This window comes from Streptomyces mauvecolor (assembly GCF_039532965.1).
Classification (GTDB): Bacteria; Actinomycetota; Actinomycetes; order Streptomycetales; family Streptomycetaceae; genus Streptomyces; species Streptomyces violascens.
Genome location: NZ_BAAASQ010000023.1, coordinates 414,020 through 435,567 on the forward strand (window position 1 = coordinate 414,020; position 21,548 = coordinate 435,567).

18 protein-coding genes and 1 tRNA gene are annotated in these 21,548 nt (G+C 72.2%); 7 read left to right on the top strand and 12 right to left on the bottom strand.

Annotated elements, in window-relative coordinates; all coding sequences use genetic code 11:
* Positions 1-73 precede the first annotated feature (73 nt).
* The gene (locus ABD346_RS29445) at positions 74-1,732 is read left to right on the top strand and encodes a tetratricopeptide repeat protein (RefSeq protein WP_344379015.1); all 1,659 of its coding nucleotides are present in this window, start codon (positions 74-76) and stop codon (positions 1,730-1,732) included.
* A 118-nt stretch (positions 1,733-1,850) separates the two neighbouring features.
* Here ABD346_RS29445 and hppD read toward each other — a convergent pair whose 3' ends face one another.
* Complete coding sequence (gene hppD / locus ABD346_RS29450) at positions 1,851-2,993, bottom strand: 4-hydroxyphenylpyruvate dioxygenase (protein ID WP_344379016.1); 1,143 nt, start codon at positions 2,991-2,993, stop codon at positions 1,851-1,853.
* A gap of 121 nt (positions 2,994-3,114) precedes the next feature.
* Between hppD and ABD346_RS29455 the strand changes: the two genes are divergently transcribed.
* The 4 genes from ABD346_RS29455 to ABD346_RS29470 all read left to right on the top strand — a co-directional run bounded on the left by ABD346_RS29455 (position 3,115) and on the right by ABD346_RS29470 (position 5,841).
* Entirely contained in the window at positions 3,115-3,609 is a 495-nt protein-coding gene (locus ABD346_RS29455) for an Lrp/AsnC family transcriptional regulator (RefSeq protein ID WP_344379017.1), read from the top strand.
* 99 nt (positions 3,610-3,708) lie between these two features.
* Positions 3,709-4,341: an ArsR/SmtB family transcription factor gene (locus tag ABD346_RS29460; protein ID WP_344379019.1), complete on the top strand. Its 633-nt coding sequence runs from the start codon at positions 3,709-3,711 to the stop codon at positions 4,339-4,341.
* Positions 4,342-4,354: 13 nt separating this feature from the next.
* Positions 4,355-4,534, top strand: a complete 180-nt coding sequence (locus tag ABD346_RS29465; RefSeq protein WP_344379020.1) for a hypothetical protein — start codon at positions 4,355-4,357, stop codon at positions 4,532-4,534.
* The gene (locus ABD346_RS29470; RefSeq protein WP_344379022.1) at positions 4,531-5,841 is read left to right on the top strand and encodes an MFS transporter; all 1,311 of its coding nucleotides are present in this window, start codon (positions 4,531-4,533) and stop codon (positions 5,839-5,841) included. Before ABD346_RS29465 ends, ABD346_RS29470 begins: the two co-directional genes overlap by 4 nt.
* Here ABD346_RS29470 and ABD346_RS29475 read toward each other — a convergent pair.
* From ABD346_RS29475 to ABD346_RS29490, 4 genes are all read right to left on the bottom strand, one after another.
* Positions 5,774-6,562, bottom strand: a complete 789-nt coding sequence (locus ABD346_RS29475; RefSeq protein WP_344379024.1) for a S16 family serine protease — start codon at positions 6,560-6,562, stop codon at positions 5,774-5,776. The two genes, ABD346_RS29470 and ABD346_RS29475, sit on opposite strands and share 68 nt — an antisense overlap.
* Positions 6,563-6,699: 137 nt before the next feature.
* Positions 6,700-7,344 carry an IclR family transcriptional regulator gene (locus ABD346_RS29480; RefSeq protein ID WP_344379026.1) on the bottom strand — a complete coding sequence of 215 codons (645 nt, stop codon included), beginning with the start codon at positions 7,342-7,344 and terminating at the stop codon, positions 6,700-6,702.
* A 491-nt stretch (positions 7,345-7,835) separates the two neighbouring features.
* Entirely contained in the window at positions 7,836-9,620 is a 1,785-nt protein-coding gene (locus tag ABD346_RS29485) for a DEAD/DEAH box helicase (RefSeq protein ID WP_344379028.1), read from the bottom strand.
* Positions 9,621-9,942: 322 nt separating this feature from the next.
* Complete coding sequence (locus tag ABD346_RS29490; RefSeq protein WP_344379029.1) at positions 9,943-11,391, bottom strand: MFS transporter; 1,449 nt, start codon at positions 11,389-11,391, stop codon at positions 9,943-9,945.
* Between the two features lie 183 nt (positions 11,392-11,574).
* Here ABD346_RS29490 and ABD346_RS29495 point away from each other — a divergent pair.
* Positions 11,575-11,649 (top strand) — tRNA-Cys (locus tag ABD346_RS29495).
* 9 nt (positions 11,650-11,658) lie between these two features.
* Here the strand turns inward: ABD346_RS29495 and ABD346_RS29500 are convergent.
* The 4 genes from ABD346_RS29500 to ABD346_RS29515 form a co-directional block, all read right to left on the bottom strand.
* Complete coding sequence (locus tag ABD346_RS29500; RefSeq protein ID WP_344379030.1) at positions 11,659-12,309, bottom strand: hypothetical protein; 651 nt, start codon at positions 12,307-12,309, stop codon at positions 11,659-11,661.
* Complete coding sequence (locus tag ABD346_RS29505; RefSeq protein ID WP_344379031.1) at positions 12,306-14,612, bottom strand: DUF6571 family protein; 2,307 nt, start codon at positions 14,610-14,612, stop codon at positions 12,306-12,308. Before ABD346_RS29505 ends, ABD346_RS29500 begins: the two co-directional genes overlap by 4 nt.
* A gap of 17 nt (positions 14,613-14,629) precedes the next feature.
* Positions 14,630-14,989: a hypothetical protein gene (locus ABD346_RS29510; RefSeq protein ID WP_344379032.1), complete on the bottom strand. Its 360-nt coding sequence runs from the start codon at positions 14,987-14,989 to the stop codon at positions 14,630-14,632.
* 113 nt (positions 14,990-15,102) lie between these two features.
* A complete protein-coding gene (locus tag ABD346_RS29515; RefSeq protein ID WP_344379034.1) occupies positions 15,103-15,465 on the bottom strand; it encodes a winged helix-turn-helix transcriptional regulator in 363 nt (120 codons plus the stop codon).
* Between the two features lie 112 nt (positions 15,466-15,577).
* Here ABD346_RS29515 and ABD346_RS29520 point away from each other — a divergent pair, with 112 nt between their 5' ends.
* Positions 15,578-16,474 (top strand): NAD(P)-dependent oxidoreductase, encoded by an 897-nt coding sequence (locus tag ABD346_RS29520; protein ID WP_344379035.1) that lies wholly within the window; start codon positions 15,578-15,580, stop codon positions 16,472-16,474.
* 9 nt (positions 16,475-16,483) lie between these two features.
* On the opposite strand, the gene ABD346_RS29525 is transcribed toward ABD346_RS29520, so the two are convergent.
* Genes ABD346_RS29525 through ABD346_RS29535 form a run of 3 tightly spaced genes read right to left on the bottom strand, consistent with a single transcriptional unit; the run spans position 16,484 to position 21,350 of the window.
* The gene (locus ABD346_RS29525) at positions 16,484-18,802 is read right to left on the bottom strand and encodes a xanthine dehydrogenase family protein molybdopterin-binding subunit (protein WP_344379037.1); all 2,319 of its coding nucleotides are present in this window, start codon (positions 18,800-18,802) and stop codon (positions 16,484-16,486) included.
* Positions 18,799-20,454 (bottom strand): (2Fe-2S)-binding protein, encoded by a 1,656-nt coding sequence (locus tag ABD346_RS29530; RefSeq protein WP_381226901.1) that lies wholly within the window; start codon positions 20,452-20,454, stop codon positions 18,799-18,801. Before ABD346_RS29530 ends, ABD346_RS29525 begins: the two co-directional genes overlap by 4 nt.
* Positions 20,451-21,350: an FAD binding domain-containing protein gene (locus tag ABD346_RS29535; protein ID WP_344379039.1), complete on the bottom strand. Its 900-nt coding sequence runs from the start codon at positions 21,348-21,350 to the stop codon at positions 20,451-20,453. The genes ABD346_RS29530 and ABD346_RS29535 overlap by 4 nt, the downstream gene beginning before the upstream one ends.
* Positions 21,351-21,548 lie beyond the last annotated feature (198 nt).

The window sequence follows — 21,548 nt, forward strand, 5'->3', positions numbered from 1 at the left end:
TCGGTGTGAACCCTTTCCCCGGTCGGTCGGGCGGGACCGGGTGCGCTCTTCCTATTGACGCACAGTGAGCGCCATGGAGATCGCGAAGACCGAACAGGATGTGGACGCGGCACGCCGGGCGGCCTGGCTGGCCGCCTCGGCCGCGGCCCAGCGGACCTCGCCGCCGTCCGGGCCGCCGCGTGCCCTGAAGCGGGCCGGCCTGGTGGCGCTGGCCGCGGCCGTGCTGATCGGGGGTGTGCTGCTGATCATGCCCGAGGGCGAGGTGGCGAAGGCGCCGCCGCCCGCCCCGGGTCCGGCCGCGCGGGCCCTGTCGGCGGTCACGGCCGGGGCGCCGGCCTCGCTGGGCGATCTGACGGCGCTCATCACCGACCGGTCCGAGTGGGTGCGCACCCACCCCACGGACGACGCGTCGTGGGCGGTGCTCGGCTCCGCCTATCTGGAGCAGGGCGTGCGGGCCGCCGACTCCTCCTTCTACCCGCGCGCCGAGTCGGCGCTCAAGCGCTCGCTCCAGGTGCGTCCGAAGGACAACCTGGACGCCGAGACCGGGCTCGCGGCGCTCGCCAACGCCCGGCACGACTACGCGGCGGCACGCACCCTGGCCGAGGGCGTACGCGCCCGCAAGGCGAACCGGTGGACGCTCTACCCCGCGCTGATCGAGGCGTACAACGGGCTCGGCGACCCGAAGTCCGCGGCCACGGCGGTGGAGCAGCTGCTCGAACTCCGGGGCGGTTTCGCCGCGTTGACCCAGGCGGCCGAGGTCTACCGCGAGCACGGCTGGCGCGAGGACGCCTCGGCCGCCCTCGACGAGGCGGTCGGGCACGCCACAACGCCCGCTCAGAAGGCGGCCGCGCTGGTGGCGGTGGGCGATCTCGCGTGGGAGCGGGGCGAGCCGCAGACGGCGATCACCCACTACGACGCGGCGCTGCGCACCGATCCGGGCGCACACGCGGCGCTCGCACGCCGGGCCCGGGCCAAGGCCTCGCTCGACCAGAAGGCGGATGCCCAGCGCGACTACCAGGCTGCGATCTCCGTCCTGCCGCGTCCCGAATACCTTCTGGAACTGGGCGAGTTGTACGAGTCGCAGGGCCTGGACGGCGACGCGCGGACCTGGTTCGACAAGCTGCGCGAGCTCGCCGCGCGGGACGGTGCCAACGGGGTGGACGACGCCCTGGTGCTCGGCCGGTTCGAGACCGATCACGGTGCCGCGCACGCGGCGCTCGACCGGCTCGAAGCCGAGTGGAGGGTGCATCCCAGCGCGGCGACCGAGGACGCGCTCGGCTGGGCGATGTACCGGGCGGGCGAATCGGAGGAGGCGCTGATCCACGCCCGCAAGGCGACCGACTCCGGGGTGCGCGACGCCCTGTTCTCCTACCACCAGGCCATCATCGAGCGGGAGCTCGGCCAGTCGGGCGCCGCCCGCCGCCACCTGCAGGACGCGCTGCGCACCAACCCGTACTTCTCTCCGGTGCTCGCGCCGAAGGCGAGGGAGGCGCTCACGGCGCTCGGCGAGCCGCCGGAGGGCGGCCCGAGGGACATGTACGGCTATGTGGCGGCCGCGGCCCAGGCGGGTTCGGGCTCCGACACGGGGTCGGACTCGGGCTCGGGCTCGGGATCCGGCTCGGGATCCGGTTCTTCCAGCACGAGCTCCTCCTCGTCCGGTTCGGGGACGAGCTCGAACTCCGGGCCGAAGCGCCCGGTCAAGCCGCGCAAGCCCGCCAGGCGGCGCCACTGAGCCTCGCGGAGGCACGCGGAGGCACGCGGAAAAGAGTCGCGGCCCCACGGGTCAGGTCCGTGGGGCCGCAGACTGATGACGGTAACTCAATTACCGCACGAACGTGACCAGTTGCAGGTCAGAGGTTGCCGCGCTTCTCCTGCTCGCGCTCGATCGCCTCGAAGAGCGCCTTGAAGTTGCCCTTGCCGAAGCCCATCGAACCGTGTCGTTCGATCATCTCGAAGAAGACGGTGGGGCGGTCCTGGACCGGCTTGGTGAAGATCTGCAGCAGGTAGCCGTCCTCGTCGCGGTCGACCAGGATCTTCAGCTCGCGCAGCGTCTCGACCGGCACCCGGGTCTCGCCGGCCCACTCGCCGAGGGTGTCGTAGTACGAGTCGGGGGTGTCCAGGAACTGCACGCCCGCGGCCCGCATGGCCTTCACGGAGGCGACGATGTCGTTGGTGGCGAGCGCGATGTGCTGGACGCCGGGGCCGCCGTAGAACTCCAGGTACTCGTCGATCTGCGACTTCTTCTTGGCGATGGCCGGCTCGTTGAGCGGGAACTTCACCTTGAGGGTGCCGTCGGCGACGACCTTCGACATGAGCGCGGAGTACTCGGTGGCGATGTCGTCGCCCACGAACTCCTTCATGTTGGTGAAGCCCATGACGTTGTTGTAGAACGCCACCCACTCGTTCATCTTGCCGAGCTCGACGTTGCCGACACAGTGGTCGATCGCCTGGAAGAACCTCTTGGGCGTCTCGACCATCGGCTCGGCCGCGGCGAAGCCCGGCAGGTAGGGGCCGGTGTAGTCGCTGCGCTCGACCAGGGTGTGCCGGGTCTTGCCGTACGTGGCGATCGCGGCCAGGACGACGGTGCCGTGCTCGTCGGAGACCTCGTGCGGCTCCTCGATGCCCGTGGCGCCGTGCTCGGTGGCGTACTTGTACGCGGCGCGGGCGTCCGGCACCTCGATGGCGAGGTCCACCACGCCGTCGCCGTGCTCGGCGACGTGCTCGGCCAGGAACCGGCCGCGGTCGGTGGCGGTCTTGATGACGGAGGTGAACACGAAGCGGGCGGCGCCGCTGGTCAGCACGTAACTGGCGGTCTCGCGGCTGCCGTTCTCCGGTCCGGAGTAGGCGACGAGCTTCATGCCGAAGGCCGTCGAGTAGTAGTGCGCGGCCTGCTTGGCGTTGCCCACGGCGAAGACGACCGCGTCCATGCCCTTCACCGGGAAGGGGTCGGCCTGCCGCGCGGATTCGGGGGTGTGATGGATGGTCTCAGTCATGCGAGGAGATTCCCTCCGTACCGCAAGCTGCGCAATAGTTCGCGTTTTCACTGGTCAATGTGTGCAGCGACTGGCCAGTATGGGAGGGCGTTCTGTACATGATGACCATCCGGAGGCCACGATGTCGATCGATCATCTGGACGGGCGGCTGATCGTGCTGCTCGCACGCGAGCCCCGGATCGGGGTCCTGGAGGCGTCGCGGCGGCTCGGGGTCGCGCGCGGCACGGTCCAGGCGCGGCTCGACCGGCTCCAGTCGAATGGAGTCATCCGGGGCTTCGGCCCGGACGTCGATCCGGCCGCGCTCGGCTACCCGGTCACCGCCTTCGCCACCCTGGAGATCAAACAGGGCCAGGGGGCGGACGTACGGGCCCATCTGGCGACCGTGCCCGAGGTCCTGGAGCTGCACACGACCACCGGTCACGGCGACATGCTGTGCCGTCTGGTGGCCCGCTCCAATGCCGATCTCCAGCGGGTGATCGACCGGGTTGTCGGTTTCGACGGCATCGTCCGGGCCTCCACGGCGATCGTCATGGAGAACCCGGTCCCGCTGCGGATCATCCCGCTGGTGGAGCAGGCGGCCCAGGACTCCGTCCCGGGGTCCACCGAGAAGGGGTGAGCGGGCCGGGACCGCGGGCGACTTACAAAGAACCCCATGCAAAGAGGTTGATGCAAAGAAAACGTTGCAACATTCTCTTTGCATAGCTACCTTGGGAACATGCCCGAGAACAAGCAGCCCGCCCCGGAGCCCGGCCCCGGCGCCGCCCCCGCCCTGAACGCGGCCGGGGAGCGCATCCTCGACGCGCGCTCCCTGCGCGGCCTCGCCCACCCCCTGCGCATCCGGATCCTGAAGTCGCTGCGCCACGACGGCCCGGCCACCGCCTCCCAGCTCGGCGAGCGGCTCGGTGAGTCCAGCGGCGCGACCAGCTATCACCTGCGCCAGCTCGCCGCGCACGGCTTCGTCGAGGACGACCCCGGCCGCGGCAAGGGCCGCGAGCGCTGGTGGAAGGCCGTGCACAACGGCACCTCGTTCGCCGACGACCTGCACACCAGCACCGACCCGGAGGTGCGGGGCGCGGCCAACCTGTTCCTGCACGAGATCGCCGGCATCCACACCCAGGAACTCTCGACCTGGCTCGCCACCATGCACGACTGGCCCGAGCCCTGGTCCACCAGCGGCGACCTGAGCGACTTCACGCTGAACCTCACCGCGGCCCAGCTGCACGAGCTCAACGAGAAGCTGCACGCGGTCGTGGAGACGTACCGCACCATCACCCCGGACGACACCGCCGACGCCGCGCAGGTCCGCGTCCATCTCCACTCCTTCCCGCGCTCCCACCCGTCCCGCTGAAAGGACCGCCGCCGTGCACAGCGACACCCACCTCCTGCTGCACCACCTGCGCGCCGCCGAGCTGGCGGCCGAGTCCCGCACCGCGCTCCCCCGCGAGCCCCGCGCCCTCCGGGCCCAACTGGGCTGGATATTGGTCGAGTTGGGCCTCCGCCTGACCCAGCAGGCGCCGCACCGGCAAGCCCGCCTCGCATGAGCGGGCCGGGGGGACACCGCGACAGAAGGCCGCTCGCGGCCGTACTGACCGCCAACGCCGTTTCGGCGGCCGGCAGTTCACTCACCCTGATCGGGGTGCCGTGGTTCGTCCTTGAGACCACCGGCAGCGCGGGCCGGGCCGGGGTCGTCGCCTTCTGTGCGACGCTGCCGATCGTGGTCTCGGCCCTGATCGGCGGCCCGGTCATCGACCGCATCGGCCGCCGCCGGGTCTCGGTCGGCTCCGATGTCGTCTGCGGGCTCGCGGTCGCCGCGATCCCGCTCCTGCACCACACCGGGCTCCTCGCGTTCTGGATGCTGTGCGCCCTGATGGCGCTCGGCGGCCTCGCCCACACCCCGGGCGTCACCGCCCGCTACGTCCTGCTCCCGGACCTCGCCCGCCAGTCGGGTACGACCCTGGCGCGCGCGGCCAGCGTGTACGACGCCGTCGCGCGCGGCTCCCGGATGACCGGCGCGGCCCTGGCCGGCGTGCTCATCGCGCTCACCGGCGCCGGCGACGTACTCCTCATCGACGGCGCGACCTTCGCCGTCTCGGCGGTGCTGGTCGCCACCGGCCTGCGCGGGGTTCGCGAGGGCCGCCCCCGGCGCGACGCGCCACCGGTCTCCCTGCGCACCTACAAGGCCGAACTCCGCGAGGGATACGGCTACTTGGCGCGTACCCGGCTGCTGCTCGCGGTGGTCACCATGGTGATGCTGATGAACGGCACCGACCAGGGCTGGACCGCCGTACTGCTCCCCGTCCACGCCGAGCAGGAGCTGGGCGGCGCGACCCGACTCGGCCTGCTCGCCGCCCTGTTCGGGGCGGGCGGCCTGTCCGGCGCGCTCCTGTACGGCCTGGTCGGCCACCGCTTCTCGCGCCGTACGGTCTTCACGGTCTGCGTGCTGCTGTGCGGGGCGCCCCGGTACGCGGTCGCCGCGCTGACCGGCACCACCCTGCCGCTGGCCGTCACGATGCTGGTCGCCGGGCTGGCGAGCGGCGCGCTCAACCCGATCCTGACCACGGTGATCTACGAAAAGGTGCCGGACGAGCTGCGCAGCCGGGTCGCCGGGGTGCTCACGGCGGGCTGCGAACTGGCGATGCCGCTCGGCGGGCTCGCCGCCGGCTTCCTCGTGGAGGCGGCCGGGGTGCGCGGCGCGCTGCTCGCGGTCGGCGGGGTCTATCTGCTCGCGACGCTGAGCCCGCTGGTGTTCCCGGCGTGGAAGGACATGGACGCGGGCGCCGTCAGCAGGACGGAACCGGGGCGCCCTTCTGCAGCGCCTGGAGCGCGGACACCGCACCCTTCAGCGTAGTCACGGGGATCAGGCGCAGCCCCTTGGGCAGTTCGGACTGCGCGTCCGAGCACTCCGCCTTCGGTACGAGGAAGACGGTCGCCCCGTCCCGGGCCGCGGCCTGCGTCTTGAGCGCGACCCCGCCGACCGCGCCGACGTCACCGTCGCCCGTGATCGTCCCCGTACCGGCGATGGTGCGGCCGCCGGTGAGGTCGCCGCCGGAGCCGTTGCCGTTCAGCTTGTCGATGATGCCGAGCGTGAAGAGCAGGCCCGCGCTCGGCCCGCCGACGTCGGCGAGGTGGAGGTCGACCTTGACCCTGTCGGGGCTGAGGCCGAGGTAGCCGAGGGCCGCGACGGACGCGGCGTCCTGCGACTGCTTCATCTGGGCCTGGTTGTGCTCGGAGATCTCCTTCTCGCTGCCGCCGCCCGGATAGACCGAGTCGCGCGGCATCACGGCCCGGTCGGTACGGAACCAGCCGTCGACGACGTCGGAGATGCCGACGTCCGCGTTGGGCCCGGTCGCCACGATGGTGGTCATCCGCAGCTGCCCGCTGGTGGGGCGGGTGGGCGCGCCGGAGATGGTGATCACCGGCTTGCCCTCGTCGTCGCCGAGTACGTTCGCGGTCGGCCCCGGCTGCGCCACCGCGAACGGCAGCGGCGCGAAGCAGGCGACGGCGAGCAGCGCCACGACCGGAGCGGCGCCGATGGCGAGGTTGCGGAGGCGGGGGTGACGAGTGAGCACGGCCCCAATCTATCCGTACCCACCCGCCGGCCCCGGGCACGGGCCCGGGCGGCCGGGTCCGCACAAGGGGCCGGGGCGTCGGCTCGGCACGGGGCTCCCGGCCCGGCGCAGGGTTCCGCTCGGCGCAGGGCGTCGGCTCAGCGCAGGGCGTCGGCGACTTCCCTCGCCGCGTCCACGACGCGGGGCCCGACCCGTTCGGGCACGGCGTCGGCGAGCATCACCACGCCGACGCTCCCCTCTATCCCGGTGACCCCGACCAGCGGCGCCGCGGCCCCGCTCGCGCCTGCCTCCAGCTCGCCGTGGGTGAGGGTGAATCCGGGCTCGGCGAGGCCCCCGGCCTGGCGGGCCGCGAGGATCGCCCGGCCCGCGGCGCCCTTGTCGAGGGGGTGACGGAACCCGGCCCGGTAGGCCACGTGGTAGTCGGTCCAGGTCGGCTCGACCACGGCGACCGCGAGCGCGTCCGAACCGTCGACGAGGGTGAGGTGGGCGGTGGCGCCTATGTCCTCGGCGAGCGAGCGCAGCGCGGGCAGCGCGGCCTCGCGGACCAGGGGATGCACCTGGCGGCCCAGGCGCAGCACCCCGAGCCCGACCCGGGCGCGGCCGCCCAGGTCACGTCGGACCAGGGCGTGCTGCTCCAGGGTGGCGAGCAGGCGGTAGACGACCGTGCGGTTGACGCCGAGTTTGTTGGACAACTCGGTGACCGTCAGACCGTGGTCGGTGTCGGCGAGCAGCTTGAGGACGCGTAGTCCCCGGTCGAGCGTCTGGGAGGTCTCCGCGGTCACGACACCCACTCCTTAAGTGGTGAGTCGCGGCGGCACTCTCACGTGGTTCGCGGCGCCGGTCCCATCGGCATCGCGCGCAGAGCCCGCCGGCGAGGCCAAGGCACCGGCTGCGCTCCGCGGCGACGCTGCCACGGGGCGTTTGCATGGCCGGGACAGTAGCGAGCGGACACCGCTCAGCGGAAGACCTCGTCCAGAATCCGGGCGCGATCAGAATTCCGAGCCCCATGGAATGGGCGAACCATCCCCAACAGATGGACAAATAATGTCCGTGGGCGTCCGCGGAGGACGAATTTGATCCCCGTTCGATCACGTTCAGGACCTAAGTCCGTCTTGGCGAGGACCTTGGGCGACCGGAATGGATTTACCGGGACATTACTGTGGCAGTCGTCCGAGGGGCGTCCGTGGGGGCCGGTCCTCGTACGCATCCCGTATCCATGGGATCGAACGGGGCCCGGCAACGCACGCCGGGCCCCGTTCGCTGTGTGCACCCGCTACTTCATGCGGGTCGCCCACTCCTGGACCTTCTTGATCCGCTCGCGGAGCTGGCCGGCCGTGGCCTCCGCGCTCGGCGGCCCGCCGCACACCCGGCGCAGCTCGGTGTGGATGACACCGTGCGGCTTGCCGCTCTGATGGACGTACGCGCCGACCATCGTGTTCAGCGACTTGCGCAGTTCGAGCAGCTCCTTGTGCGAGACGACGGGGCGCCGCTCGGCGGGCATTTCGAGGAGATCGGCCTGCTCGGCCGGCTTCTGGCGGCTGTGCGCGATCTGCCGGGCCTGCCGCTTCTGCAGCAGCATCTGCACCTGGTCGGGTTCGAGGAGCCCGGGAATCCCGAGATAGTCCTGCTCCTCCTCGCTTCCCGGGTGGGCCTGCATGCCGAATTCGGCGCCGTTGTACATGACCCGGTCGAAGACGGCATCGGATTCGAGGGCCTCGAAGGGGAGCATGTCGTCCCCGGTGTCCTCGTCCTGCTGCTTGTTCGCGTCGTCCATTTCCTGTTCGGACTCGGCGTACGGGTCTTCTTCCTCGCCGTCCTTCTTCGGCTTGTCGAGCACGTGGTCGCGCTCGACCTCCATCTCATTGGCGAAGCCGAGGAGCATCGGAATGGTGGGGAGGAAAACGGAAGCGGTCTCACCGCGCCGCCTTGATCGCACGAAACGGCCGACGGCCTGGGCGAAGAAGAGGGGGGTGGAGATGGTGGTGGCGTACACGCCGACGGCCAGGCGCGGCACGTCGACGCCCTCGGACACCATGCGGACGGCGACCATCCACCGGGAGTCGCCCTCGCTGAACTCGTCGATCCGCTTGGAGGCGCCGGTGTCGTCGGAGAGCACGACGGTGGCCTTCGTACCGGTGATCTCGCGGATCAGCTTGGCGTAGGCGCGGGCGGAGTCCTGATCGGAGGCGATGACGAGCGCCCCGGCGTCCGGAATGGCCTTCCTGACCTCGGTGAGCCGCTGGTCGGCGGCCCGCAGCACGTTGGGCATCCAGTCGCCGCGCGGGTCGAGCGCGGTGCGCCAGGCCTGCGAGACGGCGTCCTTCGTCATGGGCTCGCCGAGCCGGGCCGCGATCTCGTCACCGGCCTTGGTGCGCCAGCGCATGTTGCCGCTGTAGCTCATGAATATGACGGGCCGCACGACCCCGTCGGCGAGCGCGTTGCCGTATCCGTACGTGTAGTCGGCGGAGGACCGCCGGATGCCGTCGTTCCCCTCCTCGTACGTGACGAACGGGATGGGGTTGGTGTCGGACCGGAAGGGCGTACCGGTGAGCGCGAGCCGCCGGGTGGCGGGGTCGAAGGCTTCGAGGCAGGCCTCGCCCCACGACTTGCTGTCCCCCGCGTGGTGGATCTCGTCCAGAATCACCAGGGTCTTGCGCTGCTCGCAGCGGTTGCGGTGCAGCATGGGGCGCACGCCGACACCGGCGTAGGTGACGGCGACGCCGTGGTACTCGCGGCTCAGCGGCCCGGCGCTGTAGTCCGGGTCGAGCTTGATGCCGACGCGGGCCGCCGCGTCCGCCCACTGCTTCTTGAGGTGCTCGGTCGGCGCGACGACGGTGATCTGCTGGACCACGTGGTGGTGCAGCAGCCACGACGCGAGCGTCAGCGCGAAGGTCGTCTTGCCGGCGCCGGGCGTCGCGACGGCGAGGAAGTCGCGCGGCTGCTCCTGGACGTACCTCTCCAGGGCACCCTGCTGCCAGGCACGCAGCTTGTTGGCGGTGCCCCAGGGGGCGCGGCCGGGGAAGGCGGGTGAGAGGTGGTGGGAGGCGGTAGTAGTCACGGTCTCCGGTTCGGGGCTCTCGGTGGTACGGGGTCAGGGGCATCCGGGGCGGAGCCCGGGGGAGCTGGCTTGTGAGCGGGCGCCCGAGCATGGTTCGGGCGGGTTCGGGGCTGGGCTCCGTCCGGATCGGCACCGGCCGGCTTGGGGCTGAGGCTGAACTCCGTCCGGATCGGCGGGCCGGGGCGGGTTCGGACACCGGCGCTTACGTACGACAACCGGGCCACCTTACCGGCGCGGGCCGGCGGACCCCGGCGGAATGCCTCCCGGCGGGCCGGGGTTGAGACCCGCCTCACAGGAGGGGTGGGGCCCCTCCCTCCCCCGCTCAGCCGCGCTCCCCCACCCGCCCCGCCACGAACGCCCCGCTCAGCGCCACCACCGCCATCGGCAGGAACACCACCAGGAACGCCCCCGGGTGCGAGGCCGTCGCACCCGAGACGGCGCCGCCGCCCAGCGCCGCGAACCCCGCCCCGCCCGCCGCGAGCAGCAGCACGTTGGACAGGCCGTCCGAGATCTGAAGGGCGGCGGAGTTCGCGCCGGCCTCCTTGGGGGCCGACAGTTTCAGGAGCAGCACGCTGGTCGAGGCGATCACCATGCCCATGCCGAAGCAGCCCACGCCCCATGCGACGCCGACCACCCACACCGGCACCGCCGCGACGAGCACGCTCGGCGCGGCGGCGATCGCGAGGGCCACAAGGACCATCCCGGCCACCATCAGCCGCTCCCGGTACGCCTCCATCCGGGGCCGGGCCTGCACATACGAACCCAGCGCCCAGGTCGCCCCTCCCACGGCCAGCGAGAGCCCGGCCATCGTCGGCGTGAGCCCGCGCTGGGTGACCAGCATCAGCGGCACGAACGACTCCGCCGCGATGAACGACCCCGCCGCCACCCCGCGCAGCAGCACCACCGCGGGCAGCCCGCGCGCCGCCCGCCAGGTGCCGTGCGGCAGCAGGGCGCGCCGTCCCGCGACCGCCGGGGCGAGCAGGGCCACGCCTGCCACGAACGGCAGCACGGACAGCCACCTCAGCTCCTGCCCCGCGTACTGCAGCAGCCCGGCGCCGACCGAGATCCCCAGCGCCAGCTTGATCCGGCGCCGGTCGAAGGGCTCGACGGGCGCCGCCGGATCGGCGGGCCCCGACGCCATCCGCCGCGTCGCGGGCAGCGCCAGTGCCAGCGGGAACACGACGAGCGCCGGAATCCCGATGAACACCCAGCGCCAGCCCAGCTGTTCGGTGGCCGTCCCCGCCACGAGCGGGCCCACCACCGAGGGCACCACCCAGCCCGCCGCGAACGCCGCCATGATCGTCGGCTGGAGCCGTGCGGGGTAGGCCCGCCCGATGACGACGTACAGCGCGACGATCACAAGCCCGCCGCCGAGCCCCTGCACAGCCCGCCCCGCGATGAACGTCCACATGTTCAGCGCGGTCCCGGACATCAGCAGCCCCGCCGCGAACCCCGACATCCCGACCCCGAGCGCCCCGAGCGGCCCGCGCCGGTCGGCCCACTGCCCCGCGACGACCATCCCGAACAGGCTCGTCGTGAAGTACGCGGAGAAGGCGAAGGCGTACAGCGAAACCCCGTCGAGCTCCCGCGCCGCGACAGGCATGGCCGTCCCCACGGCGGTCGCCTCGAAGGCGATGAGCAGCACGACAGTGACGATCCCGAAGCTCAGCGCGCGGTACTCGCGCCCCAGAATCCCCCCTTCGGCGCCCCCGCCGGGGAGGTCGGCGGTCGGGGCATCCGTACGGGGTTCGGAGGATTCAAGGGCACTCATCCGCCCAGAGTAAGAGGCGTACCGCGCACTGACCCCTGTCAAAAGAAGGGAGTGCGGCTACGTCGATGGTCGTAGTCCCATGAACCCCCGTGAACACCACATGGCAGTCACATTGCAGCCCCCGCCCTCCCCTTCCCCTCCCCGCTTCCCCGCCCCTACGGTCGTCACAACGCACCAGCACATGGCCGTGTGCCCGAGTGGTTGAGGGGCTCGCCTGCAAAGCGAGTTACGCCGGTTCGATTCCGGTCACGGCCTCCAACAGCCGGATCACTTCCGGCACTTGAGCTCTCGCTTGGCGAACTGGACGTACTGCTTCATCAGGGTGGTCAGTCCGACCGTGACATGCTGCGTGCTGGGTGCACTGTTCGCGCTCAAGCCCAGCTCGACGATCTCGATCTCTGCCGAGGAGACATTGCTCGGTGACGGTGGCAGGCCGGGGCGCTCGCAGCGGAAGTAGGCCCTGGCGCCGCCGCGGAAGACAATGCCCTTGTCCCCCGCCGCAATGGGCGTTGGCCCGAGCTGTGTCAGCGAGCTCCAGACGTGCTTCTCCAGATCGCTTCCCGCCGACCACGAGCGGTCTCCCCAAGCGGTGAACCGAGATTCCCCGTCGACATGGATCTGACAGCCGACGGACTTGAAGCGCCCGTAGAGGTCGAAGACCGGGTCACCCTTGATCTCCGCGTTCGGGTCTTTGGCCTTCGGCAGCAGAGCGGCAACCGCGGTCCCGTCGAACGCTCGCCAGCAGACCTTCGGCGGCAGCGCGGCTATGACGTGGTCGCCCGCCTCCGAACCGCCCGAGCATCCGCCGAGCGCCGGTATCGCGATCAGCGCGAAGGCGAGCGATATCGCTGCCGTCCTGATCTTCCTGCCTCCACGGGTGAGGCCCACGGAACGCGAGCCCCGCTGACGGCGGGTCATTTTCCTCCGCCGGGGGCGGTCGAGCTGGCCATGACGCTGCGGCCCACGACATGGCCCGCCGCGGCACCGGTGGAAGCCGTGCCCCGGTACTCCTGGACGTCATGCCCCGCAACACCCGCGCTCCTGCCGGCGGTCGACACGGCGTCCGCCGCGGATCGCTTGACCTTCTCCTCAGCCTGCGAGTACGCGGTCGCCGCCTCTTGGGCCGCCAACGCCGAGGAGTCCTGCTGAGCGTTCTCAAGGGAAGACTTGGAGATTTCCTCCTTTAGCCATTCCACGGCGTCGCCCCCGACCGGAATCATCTCCACGTATTTCGCGCCCACCGCGTCGATGATACGGTTCGTCCATTCGACGTTCTCCTCGACAGCGGTGTTGAACTGGGCATCCGCTGCCGAATGCTTCTCATAAATCGCCTCGACGCGCGCCTGGGTCATAATCCCCGCGATCTCACCCCCCGGGTACACCGCATTGCGAATGGCCTCCCCCACATCGGAGCCGTGGTTCTCTGGGTGGGCGAACACGTCGCGTACCAGCAGCGTGGTGTAAGCCTGTTGCGCATTCGTGATCGCGCCATACGCATCAGGGTCCTGGGCCACGGCTCCCAGGAAGTGGACCAGCTGGCCGGCGTCGGCGAACTTCGCCAGCACCCCGAAGGGCTTGGCCTGATCCGCCCCGTTCTCGACCCGCGCCTGAATGTCGGCCATATACTCCGCAGCCATATTCCCAAAGTTCCCCGAAAGCCCCTCCAGCTTCCCCGGTGCGTCGTCCTCGCCCAGGATCAACGACGGATCCGCGCCGATCTTCGCGACCACCTTTTCCATCACGCTCGCCATCGCCGCCGTGTGCTCCACCGGCTTCGCCGAATCGTCGCCCGGGACGCGGCCCGTGGCCGCTGCTTCCAGGGCGTTGCCCAGGGCGGACTGGTAGGGGGTGCGGGCGTCGGGGAGGGTGTCGTAGCGGTCGTCCGTGGGGGGCTTGTCCAGGAGGTGGTCGACCATGCTGAGCTCGCCGCCCCCGGGGGCCCGGACCGCCACGTCGTCCGCCGTCACCAGGCCGTTGCCGTCGCTGTCCGCACGGACCGGCTCGTTGAAGAACTGCGCTGACGACTCAGGGTTGTTGGACATCGCCGACATGAGGCCGGTCAGCGGGTCGAAGCCCCGGCCGCCCGACGGGTCGAGGTTCAGGGCCATGCCCGGGACCTGCGGTACGCCCTGCTCGAAGATCTTCGGGTTCTGGTGCTCGAACCCCACCATGTCGCGGGCGACCGGCAGCAGGAACTCCTTGTCGTACGTGCCGTGCCGCAGCATCGCCCCCAGCGCCTGGTACCCGTACACCTTCGCCCCCGCGCCCGCGAAACCGCTGACGTCGATCGGGCGGCGGCCCGCCCGCATCAGGTCGGTCGTCCAGGGGCCGTCGAGGTGGCCGGGGGTGTGCCGGTTCGTGGCGAGGCCCAGCATCGGGCCCAGGTCGTCCTGGACGTGGCGGACCATCGCCGCCCGGTCCAGGCCCGCCGGGCCGAGGCCCGTCGCGTCGAGGGAGAGCCGGGTGTAGAACTCCAGCGTTCCCTGCGGGCCGAGCCGCCGGTAGAAGGACGTCGAGAACTCGGGGTCCTGGGCGTTCGCGTCCAGCAGGGTCTGGAGCCGCTTGAGCTCCTCCACGTTGCGGGCCGTGCCGCCCTCGCCCGTGACGCGCTTCGCCAGGTCGACCGCCCGCGCGGCCTCCTCGTCGTCCAGGGAGGCGAACCGCGGCGCGCTGAAGTCGTGTTCGTGCGGGACGTTCGCCGTCAGGGCCAGGCGCAGCGACTCGTCCGCCGCGTCACACGCGGCGATCAGCGCGTCCACCCTGCGCTGCCAGGCCGCGACATGCTCCTGCTCGGCCTTCATGTCCTTCGCCAGGTCGGCGTACGCGGGGTCGTGGCGCCTGGCAGCGTCGTCCACGACCGGGTGGCGGGCCACGACCCGGCCCTTCGCGTCGACCGCGATGCCGTTCTGCTCCGCGCCGTCGAGGATGGCCCGCAGCCCGTCCTTCGCCTTCTTGAACTCCGTGTACGCGTCGAGCAGGAGCCGGTGCACACCCTCTGCCTCCTGCTCGGCGTCCGCGAACTCCTTCACCGTCTTGCGGACGAACTCGCGGGTGACCCCCGCGTTCACCCCGGCCCACCTGGCCGTCTCGGCGTGCACCCGCATGCCGTCGTGCGCCTCGTCGGACAGCCTCTTCAGCCTGCGCGCCATGTCCGACCAGTCGTCCACCGCCGTTTTGAGCTTGTCGACCGGGGCGTTCACCACATCCGCGTATTTCAGCAACTGCCGTCCCCCGTCGACTAGTTGATGTAGTTACTGATCACGGAGACGGCCGCCAGGTCGCCCTGCACGCGCGCGTCGTCCTTCCCGTGCCGGGCGGCCGAATAGTCGAGGTGGTTCGAGATCTGCGCGCAGGCGTCGCGGAGCGTCGTGTACTGACTCTGCCAGGTGTCGTGGACCTTCATCAGGGCGGCGCCACTGGTGAAGTTGTCCGCGCCGAGCGCCCGCGCCGCCTCGAACGTGGCCGCTCTCGCATGGTCGCCGTCGCGCCGGAATCCGTCGTACAGCTTGTACGCGTCCGAGCCGATCACCCCGAGATCATCGGCGTGCGCGACGAGATCCCCGCCGCCCGAACCCTGCGCCGCCGCCCCTAACGCCATCCCCAACTCCCGTTCTGTGCACGCGCATTACGGAATCTTTGCCGTCAGCGTACGGGAAGGAGCCGCACGGATTCCGCGTCAGCGGGCACCCAGGGGTGAATCGGCGGCCGTACTCATGTCCCGGGACTCACCTCGGCCGGGCCGGTCGCCCGCTCGCGGCCCCACGCCGCCAGCGGCTCGAGCGCCTCGTTGAGGCGCGCCCCGTCCTCGGTCAGCGCGTACTCGACGCGGGGCGGCACCTCGTCGTACGAGATGCGGCTCACCACGCCGTCCGCCTCCATCTCGCGCAGGTGCGAGGCGAGGACCTTCTCGGTGATCCCGGGCAGCAGTCGGCGCAGCTCGCCGAAGCGGCGACAGGGGTGTTCATGGAGGGCCCAGAGGATCAGCACCTTCCACTTGCCGCCGATCACCTCCATCGCGGTGTCGATCCCGCAGATGTGCCCGTCCGGCGCGCCCGGCCGGTTCAGCGTCGCCATGCCCCGACCCACCCCCTTGCGAAAGCCCCGACCTGCTCACTCACCCCAGGGTAACCACCCACTTGCAAGTGCGTACTTGATCATGCGTCAGGCCACGACGAGCCTGAACCGCATGACACAGCACCCCGATCACCCCCATCACCCCGAGAAGCCCTCCCTCGCGCTCCTCGGCCTCGGCGCCATGGGCTCCGCGCTCGCCCGCACCTGGCTGGCCGCCGGTCACCCGCTCACCGTCTGGAACCGCAGCCCCGCCCGCGCCGCCGCGCTCGCCGCCGAAGGCGCGCGGGTCGCCGGCAGCGCCGCCGAGGCCTTGGCGGCCAACTCCCTTGTCATTGCCTGCCTGTTGGACGACGACTCCGTCGGTGAGGCGCTCGCCGGAACCGATCTGGACGGCAAGGACCTCGTCAATCTGACCACCAGCACCCCGGCCCAGGCCCGGGCTCGCGCCGCGTGGGCGCGCGAGCGCGGCGGGCGCTACCTGGACGGCACGATCATGGCCGTACCGCCGATGATCGGCGTACCCGAAGCGGGCGGTTACGTCTTCTACAGCGGCTCGCCCGAGCTGTTCGAGCGGCACCGGGAGACACTGGCCGTTCCGGCCGGCACCACCTACGTCGGCGAGGACGCGGGCTTCGCCGCGCTGCACGACGTGGCGCTGCTCAGCGCCATGTACGGGATGTTCGCGGGGGCCGCGCACGCCTTCGCCCTGATCCGTAACGAGGACATCGACCCCGCCTCGCTCGCCACACTGCTCGCCGACTGGCTCGTCGCGATGGCGCCGTCGGTGCACCGGACGGCCGACCACCTGAAGAGCGGCGACTACACCAAGGGGGTCGTCTCCAACCTCGGCATGCAGGTGGCCGGCACCCCGACCTTCCTCGACACCGCCGAGCAGCAGGGCGTCAGCCCCGAACTGCTCGTTCCGTACTTCGCGTTGATGCGACGGCGCCTCGACGAAGGCGGCGGCGATGAGGACCTGACCGGCGTCGTCGACCTCCTCGCGCGCTGACCGAACCCGCTAGCCCTGCTGGACCACCGCCGCCTGGGGGCGGATCGGGAGGCGGTTGACCGGGCGGCCGGTCGCGGCGCGGACCGCGGAGGCGATCGCGGCCGGCGAGGTGACCACCGGGACGGCACTCGCCGCCTTCGCGCCGAAGGGGGCCACCACGTCGCGCTCCTCGACCAGTTTCACGATGCGGATGTCGGGGGCGTCGAGCGCGGTCGGCAGGGCGTAGCCCGTGAGGTCGGGGTGGCGGATCTGGCCGCGTACCGTACGGAGGTTCTCGGTGAGGGCCGCGCCCACGCCCTGGGTCACACCGGCCTCGATCCGGGCCGCGAGCTGGCGGGGGTTGAGGATGCGGCCGACGTCCTGGGCCACGGCGAGTTCGACGACGCGGACCGAGCCGAGCTCGATGTCGACGTCGACCACCGCGCGGATCGCGCAGAACGCGAGGCCCACGAACGCGTCGCCCTGGCCCGTCTCGTCCAGCGGCTCGGTGGGGTGCGGGCGGCACTGGGCGGTGGCCCAGAGTTCCTTGCCGTCCATCGCCTCGGTCACCGTCGTGGACAGCACGCCGTCGTACGAGGTGATCTTGCCGTCGGCGATCTGGAGCAGCTCCGTGGACATGCCGAACTTGTGCGCAAGGGGCTGGAGCAGCTGGGTGCGGACCATCTTGGCCGCCCGCTCGACCGCGCCGCCGGACACCCAGGTGTGGCGGCCGTGGGTGGCGGGGCCCGCCGGGGGCTGGTCGGTGTCGACGGGGGCGACGTGGACCTCGTCGATGCCCAGGGTCTCCTGGACGATCTGGCGGGCGAGTGTGGTGAAGCCCTGGCCGGTCTCGACGGCCGCGCAGATGACCGTGGCGACGCCGTCCTGGACCTTGACGGTGGCCGTGGAGACCTCGTCGGTGCCCTCCGCGCCGAGCATGTGGACCATGCCCAGCGCGTAGCCGACGCCGCGCCGGACCGCGTCCGGCTCGCCCGCGCCCTCGGGTCCGCCCGGCAGCAGCCAGTCGTCCTCGGGGGCGTCCTTGGGGAGGGTCGGGAGCGGGAAGTCCCGTACGGCGGCGAGGAGTTCGGCCACCGGGGCCGGACAGGTGACCGTCTGGCCGGTGGGCAGCAGGTCGCCGGTCGCCAGCGCGTTGCGCATGCGCAGCTCGGCCGGGTCGAGGCCCAGCTTCGCTGCCAGCTTGTCCATTTGGCCCTCGTACGCCGCGCACACCTGCATGGCGCCCTCGCCCCGGACGTGTCCGGACGGCGGGTTGTTGGTGCGCACCGCCCAGCCCTCGACGAAGGCGTGCGGCACGACGTACGGGCCGCACGCGAACGCGACGGCGGCGGCCAGGGATTCGGAGGAGGCCTCGGCGTACGCGCCCGCGTCGAGCAGGATCTGCGCCTCGACCTTGACGAGGCGGCCCTCGGTGTCCGCGTGGTGGCGGTAGCGGAGGAGGGTGGGGTGGCGGTGGGCGTGGCCGAGGAAGGACTCCTCACGGGTCGCGGTCAGCTTGACCGGGCAGCCCGTCCTCAACGCCAGGAGCCCCAGCGGCAGTTGGAAGCCGAGGTCCTCGCGGTCGCCGGTCGCGCCGGGCACGCCGGTGACGACGACCTTGACGCGGTCCGGCTCCAGGCCGAAGCAGGCGGCGGCCAGATCGCGGTCGCTGTGCGGGTCGGTCGAGGCGGTGTACAGCTCGACGCCGCCGTCGGGCCGGGGCACCGCGAGGCCCGCCTCGGCGCCGATCGGGGCCGGGTCCTGGCGGCCGATCCGGTACAGGCCCTCGACGACGACGTCGCCGGTGACCTCGGGGTCGCCGTACTGGAGCGGGATGTGCCGGATCAGGTTGCCGTCGGGGTGCAGCGGTTCGGCCGCGAACGCCTTCTCCGGGTCGGTGACCGGTTCGAGCACCTCGTACTCGACGGCGATCGCGGCGGCCGCGAGGCGCGCGGTGTCCGGGTGGTCGGCGGCCACGGCGGCGATGGGCTCGCCGTGGTGGCGTACGAACTCGGCGGCGAAGACGGGCCGGTCGGCGACGCGTCGGCCGAACGCCGGGTCGCCCGGCACGTCGGCGTGGGTCACCACGGACCGTACGCCCGGCATGGCGACGGCGGCCGAGGTGTCGATCGAGACGATGCGGGCGCAGGCGTGCGGGGCGCGCAGCACGGCCGCCCACAGCAGGCCCTCGGCCCACAGGTCGGCCGCGTAGGGGAAGGTGCCCTCGGTCTTGGCGCGCGCGTCGACGGGCGCGAGCGACGCGCCGATCCCGTGCGCGGGCGCCTGCTGCTCCGGCGCCGCCGCCGGGATGGCGCCGTCGACCGTCGCGGTGGCTGCGTCGTTGCTCACGCCATGCCTCCGTCGTGCGTGTGCGGGGGCTTGGCGCTGCCGGCCCCGGGGGGTGCCTGGTGCGGGATGCGGGCCTCTTCGGCGGGGGCCGCACCGGCCGCCTCGCGGCCCGCCACGACATCCTTCACCGCATCGAGGACGCCACGGTAGCCGGAACAGCGGCACAGGTTGCCGCAGAGCGCCTGGCGGGTTTCGAGCTCGGTGGGGGCGTGGTTGCCTTCGAGCAGGTCATGCACGGTCATGGCCATGCCGGGGATGCAGAAGCCGCACTGCACGGCGCGGCTCTCGGCGAGGGCCCGCTGGACGTCGGAGGGTTCGCCGTTGGTGGCGAGCCCCTCGACGGTACGGACCTCGCTGCCGGCGGTGGTCGCCGCGGGCACCAGGCAGGAGGCGACGAGCCGCCCGTCCACCTGGACGTTGCAGGCCCCGCACTCGCCCTGTGAGCACCCGTCCTTGGCCCCGGCGAGCCCGAGCCGCTCGCGCAGCACGTAGAGCAGCGACTCCCCGACCCAGGCCTCGGTGACGGGCCGGTCGGCACCGTTGACGCGCAGCACGTAGGAGGCGCGGGGGTGTTCGAGGTCGGGCGCGGGCGCCGCTTCCACGACGGGCTCGGGGGCGGGGTCGGCGACGGTCCCGGGGTCGGCGGCGGCCTCGGGCGCGAGCCGGGAACCCGGCTCGGGCTCGGCTTCGGTCTGGGGCGCGGGGAGTTCGGCCGATTCGGGCACTTCGAGCGCTTCGCGCGTTTCAGGCGCTTCGAGCGACTTGGCCGCTTCAGGCGTTCCGGGCGCTTCGGCCGTTTCGGGTACGGGCTCGGCGGCGGATGCTTCCGGCAGGGGCTCGGGCGCTCGCACGGCTTCCGGTTCCGGCCGCGGCTGCGGTTCCGGATGCGACTGCGGCTGCGGTTCCGGATGCGACTGCGGGTGCGGCTGCCGGGCGGCGCCGCCCGCCGGCCCGGCGACATCCGATACGTCCCGTACATCCGGAATGTCAGCGGCGGGCGGCGGGGGCTCCTGGGCCGCGGGCTCCTGGATCTCGGGCCGGCGCTCGGGCTGCCGGGCCTCGGGCAGCTGGTTCGCCCAGGGGGCGGGCGCGCCGCCGGGGAGGGTGGCGGGCGGGGTCGAGCCCCACTGCTCGATCAGCGAGGAGGTCGTGAACTCACCTGATTCTTCCGGGAGTTCGCCCTCGGCGACCGGGATGGTCCACTGGCCGGTGCCCGCGAGGGAGGGCTCGTCGGCGAAGTTCCACTGGGCCGTGGCGGCCGGGTCGTGGGCGGGCCCCGTCGGGGTCGCGGGCGCGGGGGCGGGCGCGGCGGGCTCCGGCCACACCACGGTCTGCGCACCCGGCGCGGGGTCGGCGTCGGGGGTGGGCTGCCCGGTGAGCTCGGTCGGGATGCGCCAGACGCCGGTCGCGCCCGGGTCCGTCGCGGCGGCCGGGGTGAGCGGCACGATCATCGGCGGTACGTAGCCGTGGCCGGGGGCGGCCAGCGGGGCGCCCATCATGTCCATGTCCGGGGGGAGCTGGACGAAGGCCGTGGCGTCGGGCTCGTACTCGCCGCCGTGCGGAACGGGCTCCCAGCCGCCGTGCCGGGGCACCTGGCCGTAGCCGTGCTCGTGTCCGCGCTCGGGCTCGTGCTCGTTGTTCTGGTCGGTCACGACAGCGCCCTCCCCAGTGCTCGTCGGGCCAACGCGGCGACGGTGCGCCGCAGATGCAGTACGGCCGGCGAGAGGGGCGGTGGCGGTGTGCCGTCCTCGGATGGCGCCGGGTCCGGGATGCAGGCGGCGGCCACGTACTCGCCGAACGCGCCGAGCGCCTCCGGGGCCAGCGCCGCGCGCTCGCCGTCCCAGTCGATGAGCGAGGCGATCCAGCGCTCGGCCTCCAGGGGCCGCAGCGGCATCGGCGCGATGGCGCCGACCGCGCAGCGCACCCCGCGCCGGGCCGGGTCCAGGACGACGGCGACCGAGGCGGTGGCGCGGCCGGGGCCGGTGCGGCCGGTCGCCTTGAGGAAAACTTGGGGAGCGTGCAGCAGCGGCACCCGGACATATCCGATCAACTCGGCCGGGGCGAGCATGTCCCGGCCGGCCAGCAGGTGCGACACGGGGATTTCCCGCCGGGCGCCGTCCGGGCCCGCGATGACGAGGGTGGCTTCGAGCGCGGCGAGCACGGGCAGCGCGTCACCGGTCGGGGCGGCGGAGGCGATGTTGCCGCCCAGGGTGCCCGCGTTGCGGATCTGCGGGGGGCCCGCGGCGCGCGCGGCCGCGGCGAGCGCCGGAATGAGCGCCGCGAAGTCCGGGCGCCCCATACGGGCGTGGGTGAGACCGGCGCCGAGCAGGGCGTGGCCGTCCTGGTACTGCCAGCCGCGGATCTCGTTGATCCGGCCGAGTCCGACCAGGCCCGCGGGGCGCAGCAGGCCCCGGTTCACGGCCGCCATCAGATCGGTGCCGCCCGCGACGGGCACGGCGGCAGGCATGGCCGCGAGCGCCGCCACGGCCTCGTCCAGTGAGGCAGGCAGCGTCACGGACTGCGCCGCCTGCGGTGCGTGCGTGGTCAACCCAGCTGCCCCTTCCCGGTGTCCCGGCCGTACCGACTGTGCCGTCTGTAGCCACCTGCTGATGGCCGTACCGTACGTGCTCACAGCCCGGACGTGGCAACTCTGGCACATCTTCCGGACCGGCCGACGGGAGGGTCCGCGAAGCACGCTTCCGTCCCCGACCTGGGGAATGTTCCGGTTTGGAAAGCCTTGTACGAC